Origin of the sequence: Actinomyces naeslundii (genome assembly GCF_001956585.1) — a bacterium.
In the GTDB taxonomy this organism is placed as follows: Bacteria; Actinomycetota; Actinomycetes; order Actinomycetales; family Actinomycetaceae; genus Actinomyces; species Actinomyces naeslundii.
This window is the reverse complement of sequence record NZ_MSRR01000018.1, coordinates 139,028-161,313: the sequence shown is the minus strand read 5'-3', so window position 1 is coordinate 161,313 and position 22,286 is coordinate 139,028. Positions and strand designations below refer to the sequence as shown.

General features: G+C 69.5%; 15 protein-coding genes. 10 read left to right on the top strand and 5 right to left on the bottom strand.

Annotated features, from left to right (window positions below; all coding sequences use genetic code 11):
• The first annotated feature begins 175 nt into the window (after nt 1-175).
• From BKH33_RS13890 to BKH33_RS09200, 5 genes are all read left to right on the top strand, one after another.
• Nucleotides 176-2,239 carry a restriction system modified-DNA reader domain-containing protein gene (locus BKH33_RS13890; RefSeq protein ID WP_076076168.1) on the top strand — a complete coding sequence of 688 codons (2,064 nt, stop codon included), beginning with the start codon at nt 176-178 and terminating at the stop codon, nt 2,237-2,239.
• Between the two features lie 180 nt (nt 2,240-2,419).
• Nucleotides 2,420-4,381 carry a serine hydrolase domain-containing protein gene (locus BKH33_RS09215; protein ID WP_232621478.1) on the top strand — a complete coding sequence of 654 codons (1,962 nt, stop codon included), beginning with the start codon at nt 2,420-2,422 and terminating at the stop codon, nt 4,379-4,381.
• Between the two features lie 356 nt (nt 4,382-4,737).
• Entirely contained in the window at nt 4,738-6,717 is a 1,980-nt protein-coding gene (locus BKH33_RS09210) for a serine hydrolase domain-containing protein (RefSeq protein ID WP_232621477.1), read from the top strand.
• Between the two features lie 43 nt (nt 6,718-6,760).
• Complete coding sequence (locus BKH33_RS09205; RefSeq protein WP_003784840.1) at nt 6,761-8,014, top strand: sensor histidine kinase; 1,254 nt, start codon at nt 6,761-6,763, stop codon at nt 8,012-8,014.
• A complete protein-coding gene (locus BKH33_RS09200; RefSeq protein ID WP_003784842.1) occupies nt 8,011-8,658 on the top strand; it encodes a response regulator in 648 nt (215 codons plus the stop codon). The genes BKH33_RS09205 and BKH33_RS09200 overlap by 4 nt, the downstream gene beginning before the upstream one ends.
• Nucleotides 8,659-8,677: 19 nt before the next feature.
• Here the strand turns inward: BKH33_RS09200 and BKH33_RS09195 are convergent, their stop codons facing one another.
• The 4 genes from BKH33_RS09195 to BKH33_RS09180 all read right to left on the bottom strand — a co-directional run bounded on the left by BKH33_RS09195 (nt 8,678) and on the right by BKH33_RS09180 (nt 13,742).
• Nucleotides 8,678-9,748, bottom strand: coding sequence for an alpha/beta hydrolase (locus tag BKH33_RS09195; RefSeq protein ID WP_003784837.1), 1,071 nt, complete (start codon nt 9,746-9,748; stop codon nt 8,678-8,680).
• A gap of 158 nt (nt 9,749-9,906) precedes the next feature.
• Nucleotides 9,907-10,866 carry an alpha/beta fold hydrolase gene (locus tag BKH33_RS09190; RefSeq protein ID WP_003781765.1) on the bottom strand — a complete coding sequence of 320 codons (960 nt, stop codon included), beginning with the start codon at nt 10,864-10,866 and terminating at the stop codon, nt 9,907-9,909.
• Between the two features lie 264 nt (nt 10,867-11,130).
• Nucleotides 11,131-12,351: a homoserine O-acetyltransferase MetX gene (gene metX / locus BKH33_RS09185; protein WP_003781766.1), complete on the bottom strand. Its 1,221-nt coding sequence runs from the start codon at nt 12,349-12,351 to the stop codon at nt 11,131-11,133.
• 11 nt (nt 12,352-12,362) lie between these two features.
• Complete coding sequence (locus BKH33_RS09180) at nt 12,363-13,742, bottom strand: O-acetylhomoserine aminocarboxypropyltransferase/cysteine synthase family protein (protein ID WP_003781760.1); 1,380 nt, start codon at nt 13,740-13,742, stop codon at nt 12,363-12,365.
• 789 nt (nt 13,743-14,531) lie between these two features.
• Between BKH33_RS09180 and BKH33_RS09175 the strand changes: the two genes are divergently transcribed.
• Complete coding sequence (locus tag BKH33_RS09175) at nt 14,532-15,941, top strand: C40 family peptidase (protein WP_081392077.1); 1,410 nt, start codon at nt 14,532-14,534, stop codon at nt 15,939-15,941.
• Between the two features lie 54 nt (nt 15,942-15,995).
• Here BKH33_RS09175 and BKH33_RS09170 read toward each other — a convergent pair whose 3' ends face one another.
• Complete coding sequence (locus BKH33_RS09170) at nt 15,996-16,496, bottom strand: inorganic diphosphatase (protein WP_003781763.1); 501 nt, start codon at nt 16,494-16,496, stop codon at nt 15,996-15,998.
• Nucleotides 16,497-16,732: 236 nt separating this feature from the next.
• Between BKH33_RS09170 and dacB the strand changes: the two genes are divergently transcribed.
• The 4 genes from dacB (at nt 16,733) to BKH33_RS09150 (ending at nt 21,500) form a co-directional block, all read left to right on the top strand.
• Nucleotides 16,733-18,124: a D-alanyl-D-alanine carboxypeptidase/D-alanyl-D-alanine endopeptidase gene (dacB, locus tag BKH33_RS09165; protein WP_003781767.1), complete on the top strand. Its 1,392-nt coding sequence runs from the start codon at nt 16,733-16,735 to the stop codon at nt 18,122-18,124.
• A gap of 54 nt (nt 18,125-18,178) precedes the next feature.
• Nucleotides 18,179-19,306 carry a zinc-dependent metalloprotease gene (locus BKH33_RS09160; protein WP_232621476.1) on the top strand — a complete coding sequence of 376 codons (1,128 nt, stop codon included), beginning with the start codon at nt 18,179-18,181 and terminating at the stop codon, nt 19,304-19,306.
• Between the two features lie 113 nt (nt 19,307-19,419).
• Nucleotides 19,420-19,974, top strand: coding sequence for a hypoxanthine phosphoribosyltransferase (gene hpt / locus BKH33_RS09155; protein ID WP_003781095.1), 555 nt, complete (start codon nt 19,420-19,422; stop codon nt 19,972-19,974).
• A gap of 215 nt (nt 19,975-20,189) precedes the next feature.
• Nucleotides 20,190-21,500: a hypothetical protein gene (locus BKH33_RS09150; protein ID WP_003781075.1), complete on the top strand. Its 1,311-nt coding sequence runs from the start codon at nt 20,190-20,192 to the stop codon at nt 21,498-21,500.
• Nucleotides 21,501-22,286 lie beyond the last annotated feature (786 nt).

Below are 22,286 nucleotides of genomic sequence, written 5' to 3'. Positions count from 1 at the left end.
GGCGGCGGCCCGCCCTACGTTGCCGTGATGAGATACGCTGCCGTGTGCTGGCGGTCGTGACAGGGCGGCCGGGCACTGCGGCAGTGGGCGACTCGATCCTGAGTTGCCCACGCGTGTGCCTGAGTCTACCGGAGGCCATCGCGGAGCAGGACGACGAGGAAAGGCGGCCCCATCCATGGCCATGTACGAGCTCGACGGCAACCACCTCCTGCCCGTGCGCCTGGGACGCTCCGCTGACGCCATTACCCTGTCCCACAGTCTGGTCGCCATCCAACGTCAGATCGTCGATGTCCTGCGCCGCCCGCTTTTTCCCCTGGCCTGGGACGAGCTCGATGGCGGCGCGAGCCTGACCGCCCTGGACGCCACCGGGCAGGTCGTCGTCGTCGAGGTCCTGGAGAGTGTCGACTCCGCCGGGCTGCTGTCCGCCATGTCACGCCTGACCCAGGCCGCTGCCGCGGGGCGCCGCGAGATCGCCAGCCGGTACGCAGGAGGGCTGGGGGCCTTCAGCCAGGACTGGAACGAGTTCCGCGAGGCCATGCCCGCCCAGGTCGAGCCCGGTCCGCGGTTGACGATCCTCAGCGCCTCCCTGGAGCCCGACGTCGTCGGGGGACTGGGCGTGCTGGCCTCCTCCGGGCTGGAGATCCACGAGGTGGACGTGCGGATCGTGGACGAGTCCCGCATCGTCGTCGTGGTGGAGAAGATCTCCGGGACGGACGTGGCCGCTGGAGGACCGCTGCTCGTGGCCCGTGCGCCCCGCCCGGCCCTGGCCGGTTCTGCCGGCGGGGCCTCTACCGGCGCGGCCGGCTCGCGTGCCCTCGACGCCTCCGAGCAGGCCGAGCAGATGAGCCCTGTGACCGGCCCCATCGAGATCGTCCTGCCGCCGGAGCCGGTGGATGAGCCTGAGGCGGATGCCGGCGACGGTGACGTCGCCATTCCTGTGGGCGCGTTTACCGCGACTCCCGCGGGCGCCTTCGCCGCGACGGGTGCCGCCGATGCGCTCTCCGAGCTGTTCGAGCCGGTGGCCGTGACCGCCGAGCAGCCCCAGGTGCCCGCCCTGGCCGATCAGGACGGGGCCGAGGCCCGGTCCGAGGACGGACCCGCGGATTCGGCCGAGGGCCCGGATACCACTCGGCCTGAGGGCGGTGACCCGGCGTCCCGACCGGCCGACGACGCCTCCCAGAAATCCGCTGACGCCCCTGGCGCCGAGGTCTCCGTCGGCCCCGAGGAGAGCCCGCCCGAGGACACCGTGGGTGACGCCGCCGGTGACGGCACTGGTCATGCTGCAAGCGACACCGTTTCCTACCTCCCCGAAGCCGACGAGCGTGAGGTGACGGGCAACCTGCCCGCGCTCGATGCGAACGCCGCGGCCGGTGCTGTAGACGAGAACCCTGAGAACGCGGAGGCAGTCGAGTCGAGCCGGCCAGAGGCCGCTGAGGTCCCCGAGGCATCTGATGCCTCCGACGCCGCCGAGGCTCGGGCGATTGCGGCCCTGGCCGGTGGCGTTGACATTCTCGGCGGGAGCAGCCTGTCCGGGGGCGGCGGATCAGCGGCCTCAGCCGCCTCCGCTCGCTCGGACGAGCCGTTGGGGGCCGCAGTCGATGGTGCGCTCGGTGCGAGGCCGGCCCCGGAGGCTTCCGATACATCGCGCGACGTCGGTTCCCACACCCGCATGGGAAGGCGTTCACGGGCTGCCCAGGTTCCGTCCCAGGAGGATGCGTCATCAGCGTCTCCCACCTCGCATGCCGCAGCGGCGCCTGCCGAAGCCTCGGACGCTCCCGAGGCCGGCGGGCACTCGGCGAGGGCCGCTGAGGCGTGGTCCACCGTGGCCCCCAACGAGGCCCGCCCGGAGGCGCCCACTGGTGCGGTGCCGCTCGTGTCGTGGGAGCCTCTGCGCGGGTCGGCCGACGCGCTCGACCCGGTGGCCGAGGCGCTGGGAGGGGATCCCTCGAAGTCCCTCCTGGTCCAGGAGACCGCGGAGCTGGCGGCCGTCGCGGCCACGCTCGGGGAGCCGACCCAGCTCATCTGGCAGCGGCTGCGCCGGGGCATCTACCACGAGGCCATCCTGTCGGTGGAGGGCGTTATCACCCTGTCCGACGGTCGCTCCTTCACTGACCCGACCTCGGCAGCCAACGCCGCCCAGGACGTCACCGACGCCGACGGCTGGCGCGTATGGCGCGTGGGGGTGCGCGGCGCCCACCTGGGGGACCTGCGCGACGACCTCGCCGACCGCAGCTCCTGAGCTGCGCAGTCGGCGAGCCAGCGGGGTCGCGTCCTTGCTGCCTCGTTCGTGTGGTCGAGTCCCTTACATCGCAGGTCGTAAGCCCCCTGACATCCCATGCCCGTAGAGGAGAGCCGCCTGGGGCCGCGAGTCTGGAGGTGGCTCGCGGCTTTCCCGATCACGCGGGCCGGGGAGATGAACATGAACGCGACGCGCAACGTGACGCGTAGGGGTGTGGCCCTGGTTGTGGTGGCTTTGTTGGCCTCGTTGTCCCTGCTGACCGCTTGTGGGTCGACGTCGTCGTCGGCCAGTCTGCCGCCGCGTGAGCCTCCGTCTGGTGAGCATCAGCTCACGGCTGAGGATGTTAATGCCTGGTTGGATGGGAAGCTGCCCGATGCTCTGAAGAACGGGGGTATTCCGGGTGCTGTGGTGTCGGTGGTCAAGGACGGGCAGGTGGTGACTACCCGCGGTTACGGTTGGGCTGACACCGGTGCCTCGGGTGGGAATCCGGTGGCTGTGGATCCGCAGAAGTCCCTGTTCCGGGTGGCTTCAGTCTCCAAGATTCCGACCTCTATTGCGGCGATGCAGCTGGTGGAGCAGGGCAAGGTGGATCTCGATGCCGACATCAGTGCCTACCTGGACTTTGAGATTGAGCGGCGCTTCGATGAGCCCCTGACCCTGCGTCATTTGCTGACTCACTCGGCGGGCTTCGAGGAACACGGCAGCCTCACCCCGACGACGGACCTGGAAGCCTACGTCAAGAATGATCCGCCGGCTCAGGTCTTCGCGCCGGGAACCACCCCGGGCTACGCCAACTACGGCATGGCCCTGGCTGGCTACATCGTGCAGCGGGTCAGTGGTCAGCCCTTTGAGACCTATGTGCGTGAGCACGTCCTGGAGCCTGCGGGGATGACCTCCTCCACCTATGAGCAGCCCCTGCCCAAGGAGATGGCCGACTTGTTGGGCCCCGGCTATACGTCCACGGGTGAGGAGGTTCCCTTTGAGCTCATGGGTGACTTCCCGGCTGGCTCGCTGACTGTCTCGGCTCCGGACTTCGCGGCCTTCATGAACGCCCAGCTGAGCCGCTCACCGAAGCTGTTGCGTGCGGAGACCTGGGAGCAGATGTGGTCGCCCGGGCTGGGGGAGGACAAGCTCGGCAACCGGGCCAAGGCCGGGGAGATGGGTCTGGGCTACTTCGACCTCTCCCGTAACGGCCAGCGAGTGGTGGGGCACGGCGGAGACAACCAGGGGTGGCACTCCCAGTTCGAGCTCTACCCCGAGGAGAAGACCGGCATCTTCATCTCCTACAACGGTGACGGCAACGGCAGCGACTCCTCGAGCAGCCTGCGCGAGGACCTGGCTCAGGGCTTCGCCGACCGCTACTTCCCCGGCGAGACAGTCAAGGCCTCCGGCAGTAAGGACTCCGCCGACCGCGCCCGCCAGGTAGCCGGCTCCTACATGCCCAGCAGGACCTCCTGGACCACCTTCCTGTCCGCATGGATGCCCGCTTTGGCGCTGACCACGATCGAGCACACAGGCGATGGGAAGCTCAAGGTCGATGAGACCCAGCTGGTCGAGGTTGAGCCGTGGGTCTGGCGGCAGGTCGACGGGCGGGGCGCCATTGCCGCCCAGGTCAAGGACGGCAAGGTCGTCAGCCTGAGCCAAGGACCGGCGCTGACCCTGATCCCCGTGACACCGGTCCAGCAGGTGCTTGTCCCTGTGTTCGGTGTCTGCCTGGTCCTGCTGCTGGTGGCCACGGTGGCCTGGCCGGTCGGTGCCCTGCGACGACGTCGGGCCCTCAAGCGGGGCCAGGAGGTCGGCGCCCCGGTGCCGTGGTTGACCCGTGTGGCTCGGGGCGGCGGGGTCCTGGCTCTGTCCGCCCAGCTCACCTGGACCCTGCTGCTCGTTGTTTTCGTGGCCAATTCATCGACTATCACCGACGGTTCCTTCACCTGGCTGATCCCGGTGGCACGATGTGCTCAGGTGCTGCAGGCCCTGGGGGTGGTGGCCGTCATTCCTGCAGCGGCCGACTTGGTCATCGCCCTGAGGCGTCGGGCGGGCTGGCGGCGAGTCACCATGTCGGCCATTCTCCTGACGGCACTGGTGGCACTGGCCTGGTGGGCCTGGGCCGGCAACGCCCTGGCACCCAGCCTCGGGATGTGACCGGGGTCAGGCCGTTGCGTGGTCCTACCGCAACGGCCTGACCTCTTGCCGACCTCCGTTTTTGAGCCGGTTCTGCCCATCATCCTGCTTTCGCGACCGCACCCTATGGCTTGAGGTCGGACCGTCTGACGCAGTCCGCGAGCCATGGGGTGCGGCCGCGTGTCCCTGAGGGACTGTTGCGCTGGCCGGCGAGCCAGCGGGGTCGCGTCCTTGCTGCCTCGTTCGTGTGGTCGAGTCCCTTACATCGCAGGTCGTAAGCCCCCTGACGTCCTGCGCCCGTAGAGGAGAGCCGCCCGAAAACGTGAGGGTTGAGGCGGCTCGCGGCTTTCCCGATCACGCGGGCCGGGGAGATGAACATGAACGCGACGCGCAACGTGACGCGCAGGGCCATGGCCCTGGTTGTGGTGGCTTTGTTGGCCTCACTGTCCCTGCTGACAGCTTGTGGCTCGACGTCGTCGTCGGCTGGCCTGCCGCCGCGTGAGCCTCCGTCCGGGGAGCATCAGCTGACGGCCGAGGACGTCAACGCCTGGTTGGATGGGAAACTGCCCGATGCCCTCAAGAACGGAGACATCCCCGGCGCCGTGGTGACCGTGGTCAAGGACGGTCAGGTGGTGACCACCCGTGGTTACGGTTGGGCTGACACGGGTGCCTCGGGTGGGCAACCGGTGGCCGTGGACCCGCAGACGTCCTTGTTCCGGGTGGCCTCGATCTCCAAGATTCCGACCTCTATTGCGGTGATGCAGCTGGTGGAGCAGGGCAAGGTGGATCTCGATGCCGATATCAGTGCCTACCTGGACTTTGAGATTGAGCGGCGCTTTGATGAGCCTCTGACCCTGCGTCATTTGCTGACTCACTCGGCGGGCTTCGAGGAGAGGTGGAAAGTTGCCCCGATGACGGACCTGGAGGCTTCCGTCAAGAGTGACCCGCCGGTGCAGGTCTTTGCGCCGGGCACTACCCCGGCGTACTCCAACTACGGGATCGCCTTGGCTGGTTACATCGTGCAGCGGGTGAGTGGTCAGCCCTTCGAGGTCTATGTGCGTGAGCACGTCCTGGAGCCGGCGGGCATGACTACCTCCACCTATGAGCAGCCTCTGCCCGCGGGGCTGGCCGGTTCGCTGGGTCCGGGCTACACCTCCACGGGTGAGGAGGTTCCGTTCGATCTCATGGGTGACTTCCCGGCCGATTCGCTGACTGTCTCGGCTCCGGACTTCGCGGCCTTCATGAATGCTCAGCTGAGCCGCTCACCGAAGCTGTTGCGTGAGGAGACCTGGGAGCAGATGTGGTCCCCCGGACTGGGGGAGGAGCGGCTCGGCAATAGGGCCAAGGCCGGGGAGATGGGCCTGGGCTACTTCGAGCTCAGCCGTCACGGCCGGCGCATTGTGGAGCACAGTGGCGACATTTCGGGCTGGCACTCCAAGTTCGAGCTCTACCCCGAGGAGAAGACCGGCATCTTCATCTCCTACAACGGTGACGGCAACGACAGCGACTCCTCGAACAACCTGCGCGAGGACCTGGCTCAGGGCTTCGCCGACCGCTACTTCCCCGCAGACGCGGTCAAGGCCTCCGGTGGTAAGGACTCCGCCGACCGCGCCCGCCAGGTAGCCGGCTCCTATGTGGTTAGCAGAAGCTTCTGGGCCACCTTCCTGACAGCCTGGGTACCTGTTCTTGGCCCGGCGACGATTGAGCATGCGGGTGACGGGAAACTCATTTTCAACGGAGATCTCGTGCCTAATAAATCGCCGTATGTTGAGGTCGAGCCGTGGGTCTGGCGCCAGGTCGACGGTGCCGGGGTCATTGCCGCGCAGGTCAAGGACGGCAAGGTCGTCAGCCTGAGTCCGGGACCGGCTTACACCCTGCTTCCTACCACGCCGGTTCAGCAGGCGCTTGCTCCCGTGTTCGGTGTCTGCCTGGTTCTGCTGCTGGTGGTGACGGTGGCCTGGCCGGTCGGGGCGCTGCGACGACGTCGGGCCCTCAAGCGGGGCCAGGAGGTCGGCGCCTCGGTGCCGTGGCTGACTCGCGTGGCTCGGGGCGGCGGGGTCGTGGCGCTGTCCGCCCAGCTCACCTGGATCGGGCTGCTCCTCGTCATTATGGCTAATCCAACGAATTTTATCGACGGTTCCTTCACCTGGCTGATCCCGGTGGCACGATGTGCCCAGGTCCTTCAGGCCCTGGGGGTGGTGGCCGTCATTCCTGCAGCGGCCGACTTGGTCATCGCCCTGAGGCGTCGGGCGGGCTGGCGGAGGATCACCATGTCGGTTGTTCTCCTGGCGGCGCTGGTGGCTCTGGCCTGGTGGGCCTGGGCCGGCAACGCCCTGGCACCCAGCCTCGGGATATGACCGGGGGACGTCGAGGTCGGTGCCCGTCGATGACAATACAGCCATGAGCCTGTCCGATCCCACCAGCCCGGTCTCGATCCGGCGCAACGACGTGCTGCTGGCCCTCGCTTTCGCGGTGGTCCAGCCAACGGCGGTGCTTCTCGCGAGTAGCTCGGTGCCGGCTCACCCTTGGCCGTGGTTCGCCGCGACGGCTGTTCCGCTTGCGGCCGAGGGATTGGCGCTTGTGCTGTGGCGCAGTCGCCCCCTGGTCTGCCAGGCGCTGGTGTGGTCGGCGGAGGCGGTGACATTGCTGTTGCTTCCGGCAACTTACGTCGCCAGCGGCTACGGCCAGTTCGTGGTGTCCTTCGGCATGGGGATGCGGTTTCCTCTGCGCCGAACGGCGCCTCTCCTGGCCGCACTGTCCCTGAGCTACTCGGCGATCGCCACCTGGCGGCAACCCTCTGTGCCGTGGCAGCTGCACATGGTCAATGCCCTGGTGACGCTGGCGATCTACCTGGTGCCGATGCTGGGCGGGGCGGCGCTGGCCAGCAGCCGCAGGTACGAGCACTCCCGCCAGGAGCTCCTCAGGCGCGAGCACGGACGGCAGCTGGAGGTGGCCCTCATCCAGGAGCGCCGCCGCCTTGCCGGTGAGCTGCACGACGTCGCCGCCCACCACCTGGCCGGGATCGTCGTGCAGGCGGCCGCGCTCGAGCGATTGATCGACCGCGACCCGCAGACGGCCAGGGAGGCGACTCAACAGCTGCGCCGGCAGGCCAAGGAGACCCTCTCCGGGCTCCGCTCCGTGGTGGGGCTGCTACGCAGTGACGAGGAGGCCGAGGAATCCTCGCCCGGGCTGCGCGACCTGCCTGAGCTGGTCGCCTCCACCCGGGCGCTCGGCGTCGACATCGAGCTGCTCGACGATGGCCTTCTGGGTGACGAGCCGGGTGATGGGACCACCCACAGCACCTCCGGTGGTGTGCCCTCCGGAGACGCCGCCGCTTGCATGTCGGTCTTGTCGCAGCGGGCCGACACCGCCGTCTTCCGGGTGGCGCAGCAGGCGATCAGCAATGCCCTGCAGCACGCTCCCGGAGCCCCGATCACGGTGAAAGTGACACGCCTTGAGGCCGCCTTCGAGCTGAGCGTGCTCAATGGCCCGGCCCGCCGACTGCCGACCGACCCCGGTGGTGGCGGCACCGGCCTGACGGTCATGCGGGAACGGGCCGACGCCGTCGGCGGTGCGCTCCAGGCCGGCCCGGTGGAGGGCGGCGGTTGGCGGGTACGGTTGGTCCTGCCGTTGGACCGGGAGGAGGACGCGTGATCAGGGTGGTTCTGGTGGATGACCAGGCGGTGATTCGCGCCGGCTTCCGCATCCTGCTGGAGGAGAACGACGACATCACGGTGGTGGGAGAGGCCTCCGGCGGCAGGGAGGCGGTGCGCGTGGTGCGCGCGACCCGTCCCGACGTCGTGTGCATGGACCTGCGGATGTCCGAGGGGGACGGCCTGACGGCCACGCGCCAGATCGTCTCCGAGCGGGAGGGCGGCACCCCGTCGGTCCTGGTCGTCACCACCTTCGACATGGACGCCGACGTCTTCGGCGCTCTGGAGGCCGGGGCGGACGGCTTCATCCTCAAGGACTGCGAGCCGGAGGAGCTGGTCGATGCCGTGCGCCGCCTGGCCCTGGGCTACGGCCTGGTGGACCAGAGCGTCACCCGCCGGGTGATCGCCGAGTTCGCCCGCCGCCAGGGCAAGGTCGAGAATCGGGAGGCGCTCGGCGTGCTCACCGAGCGGGAGCGTGAGGTCGTCCAGCTCCTGGCCAGCGGCATGTCGAACGCGGAGATCGCCGCCGAGCTCATCGTCGAAACCAGCACGGTCAAGTCGCACCTGACGCGGATCCTGCCCAAGATCGGCGCCCGCGATCGGGTCCAGGCCGTCGTATGGGCCTACCGCAATGGGCTGGCCTGAGCCGCCTGCCGGGCAGGGCTCAGGGCAGCACGTAGGCGGACATCCAGCGGCGCAGGGCGGAGAAGACCTGCTCGCGTACGGGCGGCTCGGACAGGGTGAGGTCGTGGACCCCTCCGGGGAAGCGCGCGATGGTCACCAGTTTGCCGAGCATGACGGCGCGCCGGGCGGTGGCGTCGGCATCGATGATCGTGTCCGCGCTCCTGGACTCCGGCGTCCACGTCACTCCGAGCCGGGTGGTGGCGGCGCTCATGGACAGCACCGGGCAGCGGATGTCCAGGCCCTGGGCGACTCGGTTGTGGCCCTCCATGACGGCCTGGAGCCAGCCGACGCGCACAGGTGCGGAGGGCTTGATGGACCAGGCGGGATTGATGTCCCAGCCGGTGACGTAGGGGTCGTCGGCCCAGGAGGGATCGGGCAGCTCGCCGTCGCGCTCGGGGTCCCAGCCGTCGGTGATGGAGAAGGCGCGCGCCGGGTCGACCCAGCCGTCGAGGATCGACATGCGCGGATCGCGTAGCGCCAGGGTGCGCAGGACCGGGTCGCCGACGGTGCGCACGAGCTCGGAGCCCTGGAGCGAGAGCCAGGCGGAGTTCAGGACCAGGGCGCGCAGGGCCCCCGGGTGGCGGTCCGCCCACAGTGAGGCGACGAGCCCGCCCGTGGAGTGGCCGGACAGGACGAGCTCGGTCTCCCAGCCCTGGTCGGCGCGGATGGCGGACAGGGCCAGCCCCAGGTCCTCGTCGTAGTCGGCCAGGGAGGTGCACCAGCCCAGCATCTGGCCCTCGCGCCAGGAGCGGCCGTAGCGGCGCAGGTCCAGGGCGTAGAAGGCGCCACCCAGACGGGAGATCTCGCGGGCCAGGTGGGTCTGGAAGAAGTAGTCGTTCCAGCCGTGCAGGTAGAGGTAGATGAAGCGCGGGCTGGTGGGTGTGCCCGGCAGGGCGCCCGAGTCCAGGGCCGGCAGGTGGCGCACCAGGGTGGCGACGGCGCCGTCGTCCTCGTCGTCGGGCAGCAGCTCCAGGGTGCGGGCCTCGAAGCCCGGGCCCAGGAAGTCCGGCCCCCAGGCGTCCACCGGTGCGTGCTCGGTCGTTGCGTTCACGTCCCTATGATCCCACCGCGAGCCGGAAGGGGACGCCAAGACGGTTTTCTCACCCACCGATTCTTCACTCACCGACAAAAACTTCAGAAACGACTCGGAGCCGCGTCGTGTGTGAAGAAAATGTTGATGTGAGGCGCTGGCGTTCCCGACGGCCGGTATCAGTCGGCGTGCTTGTCGATGAAGCGGAGGATCGTGTCCTCGACCTGGCGGCCGTGACCGACGATGAGGTGCCCGCCGGTGCGGAAGATCGCCGTCGTCAGTTCCGGGTACCGGTGCATGGATGACTGCACGTGCCCCGCTGGGGGAGCGAAGGTCACCATCCTGTCGTCCAGGGCGTGCAGGAGCAGGGCGGGCGGCTCGAGCTCCTCGATCGGATAGTCCTCGAAGTACACCGCCATGTCCCGATTGGTGATCGAGGTGTCGATGTCCGTTCCCGTCCTGCGCTCGGTGAGCGGGAGCATGCCGTTGACGGTCTCGGGGGCCATGCCCAGGATGGGCCCGAAGAGTGGCGAGAGCAGCCACATGATCCAGTCGTGGTTCATGATCGCTGGCGGCCCCATACGACCGGGCGGCGTAGCGGGCCGGGACGGCCAGGGCGCGGCCGAGCTCAGGAGAATGAGTCCTTTGACGCGGTCGGGATGGTCCAGGGCGAAGCGGATGGCGGAGGTTCCGCCGGCTGACGCTCCCAGGACGAATACCCGCTCGATCCCCAGGAGGTCGAGCAGCTCGTTGAAAGCAGCCGCCTGGTCGGCCGGTGAGCCATCGCCCCGCACGGTGCTGCCGGGGTAGCCGAAGCGTGACGGCGCGATGATCCTGCAGTGCTCGGACAGGCTCCCGACGTTATCGAGGGCCTGGTCGTATCCGCCGTACAGCCCGTGAACCGACAACACTGTCTCGCAGTCGGAGCCGCGGCCGGGACTGCCGCTGCCTCCAATGGGCTCGGGTCCGCAGTCGATGTAGGCGACGTCGCCGTGACTGAGCGCGATCCTTCGTACCGGCAGGGTGATCAGTCGCGCGCGGGCCGCGGCGCGTGCTCGTCTGAGTCCAAGGGCCTGAGCTGCGCCGTAGATGGCGATTCCGGCGCCGATGAGTCCAGCGGCGGGCAGTGCGTGTCTCATGCCGGGCCTCTCATAATCCGGCCTCTACGCTGGTCGCCTCCGGATCCAGTCCGGGGCGCTCCCGCGTCGAGAGCGAACGATCGTTAGCCACGAGTCGATGGTATCTGCTCGCCAACGGCTCTGCCCGGCCGGGCCCAATAGCGCCAGGGCCCCGAGCCGGGAGGAGGGGCCAAGACGGTTTTCTCGCTCACCGATTCTTCACTCACCGACAAAAACTTCAGAAACGACCCGGAGCCGCGTCGTGTGTGAAGAAAATGTTGATGTCTATGCCCCGGCCAGGAAGTCGCGCAGGATCGTGTCCATCTGCTCGGCCTCGATGAGGAAGCCGTCATGCCCGTGCAGGGAGGTGATCGTCTCGCGCCTCGCTCCCGGAATGCCGCCGGCCAGCTCCTCGGCCTGGGCGGGCAGGAAGAGTCGGTCGGAGTCCACGTCCACTACGAGCGTGCGCGCCTGCACCGTCGCCAGCGCCGCCTCGATGCCGCCGCGCCCGGTGCCGACGTCGTGCACCATCATCGAGTGGGTGACGATGAGGTAGGTGTTGGCGTCGAAGCGCGCCAGCAGCTTGCCGGCGTGGTAGTCGAGGTAGGACTCCACCTGGTAGCGCCCGCCCACCGCCGGGTCCTCCTCGCCCTGGTGGCGCCGCCCGAAGCGCTCATCCAGCTCGGCGGCGCTGCGGTAGGTGGTGTGAGCCAGCGCCCGCGCCAGCCCCAGCCCCCGCACCGGCCCCACCGAGTGGGAGTAGTAGTCGCCGTCGAAGAAGAAGGGGTCGGCCACGATCGCCAGCTCCTGCAGATGGCACCAGGCCAGCTGGTCGGCGGTTGTTGAGGCACCCGTGGCCACCAGCGCCAGGTTGCGCACCCGCTGCGGGTGGGTGACCCCCCACTCGATCGCCCGGTGCCCGCCCAGTGACGCCCCGATGACGAGGTGGAAGACCTCGATCCCCAGGGCGTCGGCCAGGCGGGCCTCTGCCTCGACGGCGTCGCGCGTGGTCAGCCACGGGAAGCGCGACCCCCAGGGCCGCCCGTCCGGCGCCGTCGACGACGGGCCCGTCGAGCCCTGGCAGCCACCCAGGATGTTGGCCGCCACGACGAAGTAGCGCTCGGTGTCAATGGCCCGTTCTGGCCCCACCAGGTCCGACCACCAGCCCGGCGTCGGGTGCCCGGGCCCCGCCTCACCGGTGACGTGGGAGTCGCCGGTCAGCGCGTGCAGCACGAGGACCGCGTTGTCGCGTTGCGGACTCAGCTCCCCCCAGGTCTCGAAGGCCAGGACCGTGTTCGGCAGGACCTCTCCGGACTCCAGGGGCAGGTCCCCGATCTCCAGGAACCGACGGCGCCCCGGCTCGTCCCCCGGCCGCCAGGCCCCGGTGGGGGAGCCTGCCTTGCGGTCGACGAGCTTGGAGGAGGCGGTCCCCACACCGAAGGCGGCCGGCTCGGTCTCGGCGCTGCCGCGGGAGACGGGGTAGGAGGAAGACGTGGTTGCGCTCATGGGAAGCCGCCTCAGGCCCCGACAGTCCGGGCCGCCTCAAGCCCCCGCTCGAGGTCGGCCAGGATGTCGTCGATGTGCTCGATCCCTACGCTCAGGCGCACGGTACCGGCGCTGATCCCGGCCGCGGCCAGGCCCGCGTCGTCGAGCTGGGAGTGCGTGGTGGTGGCCGGGTGGACCGCCAGGGAGCGCACGTCGCCGATGTTGGCCAGGTTGGAGAACAGGGCCAGTGCGTCGATGAAGGCCGCCCCCGCCTCGCGCCCACCGGGCAGGTCGAAGGTGACGATCGAGCCCGCCCCGCGCGGGCAGTACTTGCGGTGCAGCTCGTAGTAGGGGCTGGAGGTCAACCCCGAGTAGCGCACCGAGGCGACGTCGTCGCGCCCCTCCAACCAGGTGGCCACCGCCAGGGCGTTGTCCACGTGACGCTCCATGCGCAGCGAGAGCGTCTCGACGCCCTGGGCGATGAGGAAGGCCGAGTGCGGCGCCAGCGGGAAGCCGAGGTCGCGCTGGCCCTCGGCCCGGGCCTTGAGGATGAAGGCCAGGTTCGCGCCCAGCGGGCTGCCCACCCCGAGGTCCCGGGCGTAGACCAGGCCGTGGTAGGACTCGTCGGGCGTGTTGAACTGCGGGAAGCGCTCGGGCTGGGCGGCGAAGTCGAAGTTGCCCGAGTCCACGATCACGCCCGCCACGGAGGAGCCGTGCCCGCCCAGGAACTTGGTCGCCGAGGCCACCACGATGTCCGCTCCCCACTCGATCGGGCGGGTCAGGAACGGCGAGGCCACCGTGTTGTCCACGACCAGCGGGATACCCAGCTCGTGGGCGGCCGCCGCGATCGCCTCGATGTCGAGGATGTCGCCACGCGGGTTGGGAATCGTCTCCCCGAAGAAGGCGATGGTGCGCTCGTCAGCCGGCTCCGCCCAGGCCGCCGGGTCGCCGGGGTCGGCCACGAACCGTGTCTCGATCCCCAGCCGGGGCAGGGTGTGGGTGAGCAGGTTCGTGGTGCCGCCGTACAGGGAGGGGGAGGCCACGATGTTGTCGCCCGCCCCGCCCAGCGTCAGGAAGGTGAGGGTCTCGGCGGCCATGCCCGACGCCGTTAGCAGCGCCCCGACGCCGCCCTCTAGGGCCGCGATCCGCTGCTCGACGATGTCATTGGTCGGGTTGGTTAGGCGCGTGTAGATCGGACCCAGGTCGCTCAGGGCGAAGCGGGCGGCCGCCTGCTCGGCCGACTCGAAGACGTAGGAGGTGGTCTGGTGGATCGGGATTGCCCGTGAGTGGGTCGGCTCGGCCAGCGGGTCGTGCCCGGCCTGGACCTGCTTGGTCTCGAAGCGCCAGCCCGCCGGGTTCGTGGGGGAGGGGACGGCGGCCTGCTCGGGGGTGCTGGGGTTCTGGTCGGTCATGAGGACTCCTTGATGGTTCCCGGTGACCGGCGGCGATGTCAGTGCCACGGGCGGAGACCGCGCTGTGCCGTTGATTGCGGCGCGCTCGCGGGCGGTTCCGCCCGGCGACCGGCTGCGCCCGGCGGGGCCGGGGCTCGCAGTCCAGGGCGAGGATCGTGGCGCTCACTCGTCCGCCGTCACCGTTGCTGCAATGTCTGCGATGGTGTGGGTGAGGGCGGGGACGCGCACGTGGGCCGACGGCGGCGTGCGCGTCAGCTGCGCATTCGCCCCGTGGTGGGGGCGTCCGGCCGGAGGGCCTCAGGACGACGGAACATGCTCCGACCTTAGCGGTTTCCTCCGTCGGCGGTCCAAATGGGTGTCCGCCAAGTGAGCGGTGGCGCTGGTCGGGCCCGCCGTCCGCGGACCTGAGGCGGCGGGTCCGGGATGGCTCTCCGCAGGTTTCGGCGGGCCCCACGAAACCGTCGCTGACCTGCACGAACGGTTGGTTGTGCCGGATGTCATGCGGGTCACGAAAGTATGACGAGGTGGAGAAACCGTGTCAGCGCAGCCAAGACTCGGGAACTACAGCAACGTAAGTTACGATTGTGAATACAGTGAATTCTGTTTTCAATCGAGGTCTAAGTGACTAGTGTGGTGGCGTCACATCTGGGCCGATGCACCTACCGCCTTCGTCCCCTCGTCCGTCCCGCTCCCCGTGATCTGGCGGAACGGATCCTGGCGGTGGGTCAACGCCGGTCCCCGGGTGAGGCGACATCCTCACGTTCAGCCCCATCACGACGGAGAACTCCTGTGAGCCCGACCCCTCAGAGACGACACGGACACGGTGTCGTTGCCACCGCAGTCGTGGCACTGGCATGCACCCTGGCGCCCTCGGCGCTCGCCGACCCCGTGGACCAGAGCGATATCGACCGCTCCAAGGCCTCCGAGCGCTCGACCTCCACCTCCATCGCCTCCCTGGAGGCCCAGCTCGCCCAGGAGAGCAGCAACCTGGAGGACGCTCAGATCAAGGCGCAGCTCGCCAACGAGGACTACCTGACCGCCGTCGACGACCTCAACACGGCCACCACCGACGCCCAGACCGCCCAGACCAACGCCGACACCGCCGCCTCCAACACCGAGTCCGCCCGTGCGGACCTGGGCTCGATCGTCGTCCAGACCTACCAGGAGAGCGGCAACCCGCTCGACCCGCTCGCCCCGTACCTCACCAGCGAGTCGCTGGCGGACCTGGCTGACGCCGACGTCGCCCTGGACCGTGCCGGCGAGAAGAACAACGCCAAGGTCCAGAACGTCGAGGCCCTCCAGTCGGTGGCCACGAGCCTGCAGTCCATCGCCGACCAGAAGGTCAAGGACAAGGAGACCGCCAAGACCTCGGCCGAGACCGCCAAGTCCGACGCCGAGTCCGCCGCCCGCGACGCGCAGAGCGCCGTCACCACCACTCAGACCAACCGCCAGAACCTCATCAGCCAGCTGGCCACCCAGCGCAACACCACCGTTGAGCTGGAGACGAAGTACCAGAACCAGGTCGAGGCCGAGCGCAAGGCCCGCGAGGAGGCCGCCGCCCAGGCTGCGGCCAAGGCAGCCTCAGAGAAGGCCGCCGCCGACCTCGCCCAGAAGCAGGCGGAGCAGGCCGGGCAGGCCGCCCAGCCTCAGGAGACGACTCCCGCCCCTCAGGAGCAGGCACCCCAGCCCACCCCCGGCCACCAGAGCACGGCCCAGGAGCCCGCCACCACATCCCAGCCCGAGCCCGAGGCGAGCGACGACGAGGACGAGGCCCCCACCCCGGCCCCGGCACCCACCCCGGCCCCCGCGCCGGAGGCCGCGCCGTCGCGCTCCGGCAACGCCTCCTCCACCGCCATCAACACGGCCATGAGCTACATCGGCACCCCCTACGTGTGGGCCGGGGAGTCGGCCTCGGGCTTGGACTGCTCCGGGCTGACGATGGTCTCCTACGCGGCCGCCGGCGTGTACCTCACGCACTCCTCACGTGTGCAGTACGGGGAGGGCACCCAGGTGCCGCTCGACGCCGCCCAGCCCGGTGACCTGGTCTTCTGGTCATCCGATGGCAGCCAGTCCGGGATCTATCACGTGGCCATCTACCTGGGCGACGACACGATGATCGAGGCGCCGACCTTCGGCATGACCGTGCGCGTGACCTCTATGCGCTACTCCGGCATCATGCCCTACGCGGTGCGCTTCTAACGTGCAGGCGGGGCCGGGCAATGCGCCCGGCCCCGCCTCGCGTCGTCGTCAGTGTCAGTGGCCCCCGCGGGCGATGTGGTCGGCCTCGCGCTGGAAGGACTGGCGGATCTCCTCCTCGGCCTCCTCGCGGCCCACCCAGTGGGCGCCCTCCACCGACTTGCCCGGCTCCAGGTCCTTGTAGACCTCGAAGAAGTGCTGGATCTCCAGGCGGTGGAACTCCGAGACGTCCTCGATGTCGGTACGCCAGGAGGCGCGCTGGTCGGCGCTGGGCACGCACAGGACCTTGTCGTCGCCGCCCTTCTCATCGCGCATGCGGAACATGCCCAGTGCGCGGCAGCGGATGACGCAGCCGGGGAAGGTCGGCTCCTCCAGCAGGACCAGGGCGTCCAGGGGGTCGCCGTCCTCGCCGAGGGTCCCGTCGATGTAACCGTAGTCATCGGGGTAGCGCGTGGAGGTGAAGAGCATGCGATCCAGACGGATCCGGCCGGTCTCGTGGTCGATCTCGTACTTGTTGCGGTTGCCCTTGGGAATCTCAATCGTGACGTCGAACTCCACGGGGAGCCTCCTTCGCTCGTGTCTTCAGCTCTTTGGGCGCTGGAACGGTGCCTGACGGTCGGCGTCGATCCGGCGGGGCGGGTGTTGATGGCACTAGTGTGGCGTACGACAGCGCCTGAGGTCGGCAAACGCGTACTCTGCACGTCGGTGCATCGGCGGGCAGCGACCTCCCGTGCGCCCCACCTACCTGATATACAGGCCATCCCAGCCTGTCAACAACCCAGTCCGGAGGACGAATGCGCAAGGTCCAGACCGCGACCCTGACGGCGGCGAGCCTGCTGGTTTTCGGCGGCTACTACAGCCTGGGCGATGCTCTTGACCTGGTACCCGGCCCGGTGACGGTCGCCTACGCCGACGTCGCCCCCCAGCCCTTCCCGACGCCGGCCGGCCCCAGCGCCAAGACCACGGCCCCCGCCGGTTTGGATCAGGGGGCGCCTACGCCCTCCAAGGCGAGCCTGACCGGCTACGCCCAGGGCGTGGCCTCCGACGCCGCCCTGACCGGCGGAAACGTGACGGCCTCCGTCATCGACGTCGCCACGGGCGAGGAGCTGCTGGACCGATCGGCCTCCACCGGGGTGACTCCGGCCTCCACCAACAAGGTGCTCACCGCATGGGCGGCCCTGTCCTCCATGGGGCCGGGCCATACGCTCCAGACCAAGACGGTCCTGGACGGCCAGACCCTCACCCTCGTGGGCGGCGGCGACGTGCTGCTGGCCGAGGACGCCGGCAACCCGAGCGCCACGGCCGGCCACGCGGGCCTGGGCGACCTCGCCCGCGCCACCGCCGAGCAGCTCAAGTCCCAGGGGACGACGTCGGTCTCCCTGCACCTGGACGACACCCTGTTCACCGGCGCCCAGTGGAACGAGGGCTGGGAGTCCGGCAACGAGATGTACGTGGCCAAGGTCCAGCCGATCATGGTGGACGTCTCGGCCACCCAGAACCAGGGCTACCCGGCCGACCCGGCCATGGAGGCCGCCCAGGCCTTCGCCAAGCACCTGAGCGAGGCCGGCATCACGGTCGACGGCGAGCCGTCGCGTGCCGCCGCCTCCGGCGGTGCTCGGGAGATGGCTTCGGTCTCCTCCGCCCCGCTGTCCGACATCCTGGCCCTGTCGCTGAAGACCTCCGACAACACGATGACCGAGGTCGAGGGGCGGCTCGTGGCCGTCCACGCCAAGCAGAGCGCCGACTTCGCCGGGGCCTCCAAGGCCGTGATCGCCCAGCTGGGCAAGGACGGCTTCGACACCTCCGGTCTGACGCTTCTGGACGCCTCCGGACTGGCCAAGGGCAACAAGGTGCCCGCCAGGCTCCTGGCCCAGATCCTCGCGAAGGCCGCCGGGGGTGAGGGCGGGTCGGCCGGACGCACGCTCATCGCCGACCTGCCGGTCGCCGCCCTGGACGGGACGCTGACCAACCGCCTGCACGACACCACGGCGGCCGGCACCGTGCGGGCCAAGACCGGGTCGCTGGAGCGGACCTCCTCCCTGGCCGGCGTCGTCACAACCGCTGACGGGCGCCTGCTGGCCTTCTCCATCCTGGCCAACGACTTCCCCGCCAACGGCGGCGGGGCGGCCGCCGCCGTGATCGACAGCCGCTTCGTGGCGCCCCTGGCCTCCTGCGGCTGCTCGTGACGCCGATGAACCACTAACTCTTAGACTCTCAAGATCGGCGAGAAAGGCGTGGCGGTGACAAGCAAGGGCACGGCGGCGGGGCTGGTCGATTGGCGGACGGTGGAGCGCCTGACCGCGCTCATCCCGGCCGGCCCCAGTGCCTCGCGCTCGGCGCGCGCCAGCTCGGTAGCGGTCCTGCGCCGCTCCGCCCTGGAGGCGCCGGCCTGGGTCGCCAGGATCACCGGCCTGAACCGGGCGGCCCAGCAGGTCGCCGAGACCACGCGCGTGAGCGTCGTCGACCGGGCCGGGCTGGTGCGCGCCTCCACCCGGGCGCTGCGCGGTCTCATGGAGCAGGTGTCCGCGCCGCAGGCCTCGGAGGCGGTGCGGCTCGTCGGGGCCGCCGAGATGGCCGGGGCGATGAGCCTGCTCGCCACCCGGCTCCTGGGCCAGGTGGTGCCCGCCGCCGGGACCGGGGGCGACGGCGACGGAGGCCGGGGAGGCGAGGCGTCCCCGCACCTTCTGCTCGTGGCCCCCAACGTGCTGGCGATGCGCCGCCAGCTGGACCTGGACATGCTCGACCTGCCCGCCTGGGTCTGCCTGCACGAGATGACGCACGCCGTTCAGCTCGCGGCCGCGCCCTGGCTCGGCCCCTACCTGAGCGACTCCATGCGCATGGTGATCGGCGCCGTCGTCGAGGCCGTCTACGGCGGGCCTGGCGGGGGCGAGGTCGCCGACGGGACGGGGGAGCAGGGCCTCAGGAGGCGGCCGGGGAGGGCTGCGCGCATCGCGGCGCGAGCAGGCCGGGGGCGTGTGCTCGAGGGGCTGACGAACTTCAAGGAGCGTTCGGAGGTCGCCTCGCTGGCGTCCGCGCTCACCTTCCTCGAGGGGCACGCCGAGGTCGTCCTGGACGATGTGCATCCCAACCGGATGCCCTCGGTGCACCGGCTGCGGGCGGTGCTCTCGCGCAGCCGCGCGGCCGACGCCGGTATCGGGCCCGGCCCCGGGCTGGGCTCGCTCCTGCTGCACCGGCTCATGGGCCTGGAGGCCAAGGAGGCCCAGTACGCCGACGGCACCGCCTTCGTGCGCAGCGTCGTGGCGCGGATCGGGCACGAGGGGCTCAACGTCGTGTGGACGGACCCCGCGCTGCTGCCCACCCCGGCCGAGATCGCCCGCCCCGACGTGTGGGTGCGCCGCGTGGGGTGAAGTGCCAGGTCGGGCCCGGTGTGGCAGGCTTGTGGCGTCGACGCGGACCGGTGACCCTCCCCGGGCCCCGGTGGCCCGCGAAACCATGACGACGCATGAGGAAGGCAGGGCGGATGGACGCCACGGATATGGGTTCGGACCTTCAGCAGGTCCTTATCACCGAGGAGCAGATCGGGCAGCGCCTCGACGAGATGGCCGCGCAGATCGACGCCGACTACGAGGGCCGTGACCCCCTGCTCGTGGGCGTGCTCAAGGGGGCCGTCTACGTCATGGCGGACCTGTCGCGCCGGCTGCACATGAGCGCGCCGATGGACTGGATGGCGGTGTCCTCCTACGGATCGGGCACCAAGTCCTCCGGCGTGGTGCGCATCCTCAAGGACCTGGACACCGACGTCACCGACCGCCACATCCTCATCGTCGAGGACGTCATCGACTCCGGCCTGACCCTGTCCTGGCTGGTGGGCAACCTGTCCTCCCGCGGGGCGGCCTCGGTGGAGATCGCCACACTTCTGCGCAAGCCCGACGCCGCCAAGGTCGAGGTGGACGTCAAGTACGTCGGCTTCGACATTCCTACGGAGTTCGTCGTCGGCTACGGACTGGACTATGCCGAGCGGTACCGCAACCTGCCGTTCATCGGTACGTTGCGTCCTGAGGTCTACGGAGGCTGACTGACGCAGGTCAACCTTGTCAAAACCTGAGGGTAAGACGGGAGAATCAAGGGTAAGGCGTTCCTAACCTCGATGGTGGGCGGGGTTCATGAGCCCCGTGACCTGCATTCTGGCCGCCGCGGCAGGTGGTCGGAGTCGTGTACGTTACGTTACGATAACGAGTGTGGAACGCTGCGGATACCCCATCCCGGCGGGTGAAAGTGGAAGGACTGTTGGTGGCGGTGAAGAAGGCTGTGCGTCGACGCGCCTCGGGGCTGGTCGGCCTCGCTGGTGCGGTGGTGCTGGCGTCCTCACTGAGCATGCCGATGATGGCCCCGGTCGCCGCTGAGCCGGCCGCAGGCAACACTTTTGATACGGTCGCCGAGATGGCGCAGGTCAGCGGCGCTTCCGGCACTCTCACTACCCTCGGCGACGAGGCGCCGGGTGACGGTGGTGGCTTGACCTACACGGTTGAGAGCAAGATTCCCGAGGGAGCGCTGGGCGCCGTTTCCGTCATGCTGGCCGACGGCCAGTGGGCCGTGCCGCAGGGGCTCCCGGTCGCCCCGACCGTCGCCTCGGACGGCGCCGCCGCCAATGACGTGGTGGCGCGGGTGCAGTCCTTCGCCGACGCCGGCGGGTCCCTCGTGTCCGACGCGTCGCGTCCCACGCCGCTGTCGGGAGCGAATGTGCACGCCAGCGGCCCCGCCCCGTACGCGATCACCTCCTCGGCGCTGGTGGGCATGGTGCTCTCCGGCTGGGACTACTCGCACACCACGTACGTGGCGGATCAGAACACTCAGGTGGGGTACCGGGCCGAGATCGGGCAGGACCTCGGTGGGTCCTGGAAGCCGGATGACCTGGCCGGCTGGTTCAACGGCCAGGGGCTTCTCTGGCTGAACTCGAACGGTGCTCTCAGCGCCGGGGACATCGTCTTCTTCTCCAAGTCGCTGCCGGACGAGCAGGGCGGCTCCGGCTCAGCCCCGGCCCAGTCCACGGTCTTCGGCAACGTGTACGACGTCGGCATCTACATGGGGGACGGCAAGATCGCCCGAGGCTCGTCCGGGGGCGTGCAGGTCCAGGCGCTGGATGCCCAGGCGGCGGCCGAGGTGTCCATGGTGGCGCGTCCGCAGTGGTCGGCCCCCGCGGGCGGTGCGGCTGCTCCGGACCAGCAGAAGGACAGCGGTGGTGCCGGGACCGGTGCGACGACGGCCCCGCAGGCGACGTCGTCGGCCTCACCTCAGGCGAAGCCTCAGCCGACTCCGGCTTCGGGGGCTCCGTCCGCCAATGGTGGCTCGGTGCCCGACGGCGGATCGGGCTCGGGCTCGCAGTCCTCGGGTGAAGCTGGCAAGGACGACCACAACGAGGTCGTCGTGGGTGCCAGTGGCAGCCAGAGCAGCAAGGGGCGCGCGAGTGCTGCGGAGCGGTCCTCCGCCAAGAACGTCCGGGAGCGGTGGCTGCCGGTGACCGGTGTGGCGATCGGCGTGCTGTCGATGGCGGCGATCCTGCTCTCCGGTGGCCTCATCGTCCTGCGCCTGCGCCGCGGCTGAAGCGGGTTGCGTGGGTCGGCTCGGGCCACCCGGCCCGGTCTCCCGGTCTACAGGCTTCCTGCCGCTCGTGAGCAGGCGACGAGCGGGCGGCTGCTGAGTTCCTTGTGCCGCCCGCTTTTCTTGGTGTTCGCTTGGCCGATCCCTGCGGTATAGGCGTTTCGGCTGCGTGACGTCTCCTGGAGTCCTGCGAGCTCACCTGTCACGAATCCATCTGAGAGCAACGCGGGCATGGTGCCTGCCGCCAACGATTTGTGGTCGGATGGGCCGTTCTCCTGCGGTGCGCGAGTGCTTCGTGTCCACACAGCGGACATGGCCGGTTCCACAGCCTATGTGGCTGGTGGAAGGCGTTGAAATTCTGTGGTTCTTGCTCGCCTCCTGGTGTCTCCGGGGAGTTCATGTCCGCTGTGTGGACACTGGTCGCCGCTCATCCGCTGACTCTGCTGGCAACCACAGCGACGAACCCCGTGAAGAGGTCTCCCGGTGTTGTCTGTAAGTTCGAACGAAGCCGGGTAGCAGTTCCTTTCGCAGCGAATTACGACTTGATGCTGAGGTGCACTGAGAAATCCTGCTATGGGGGTGTCGCGGAGCTGGCAGTCATAGTCTTGCGGACGCACCATAGGGGCCGCAGACTGATCCCTGGGCCTCAACCCCCGTGCCCTCAGGCGCGTTCTCGGGAGAAGGAAGCCGCTAATCGGCCCGCATCCCCGGATCTTCCCGGCCACGCCCGGCGCGAACGTGAGCAAGCGCAATGGGACCTTTGCCGTGCTATCCGCTAACGTCTGAGGA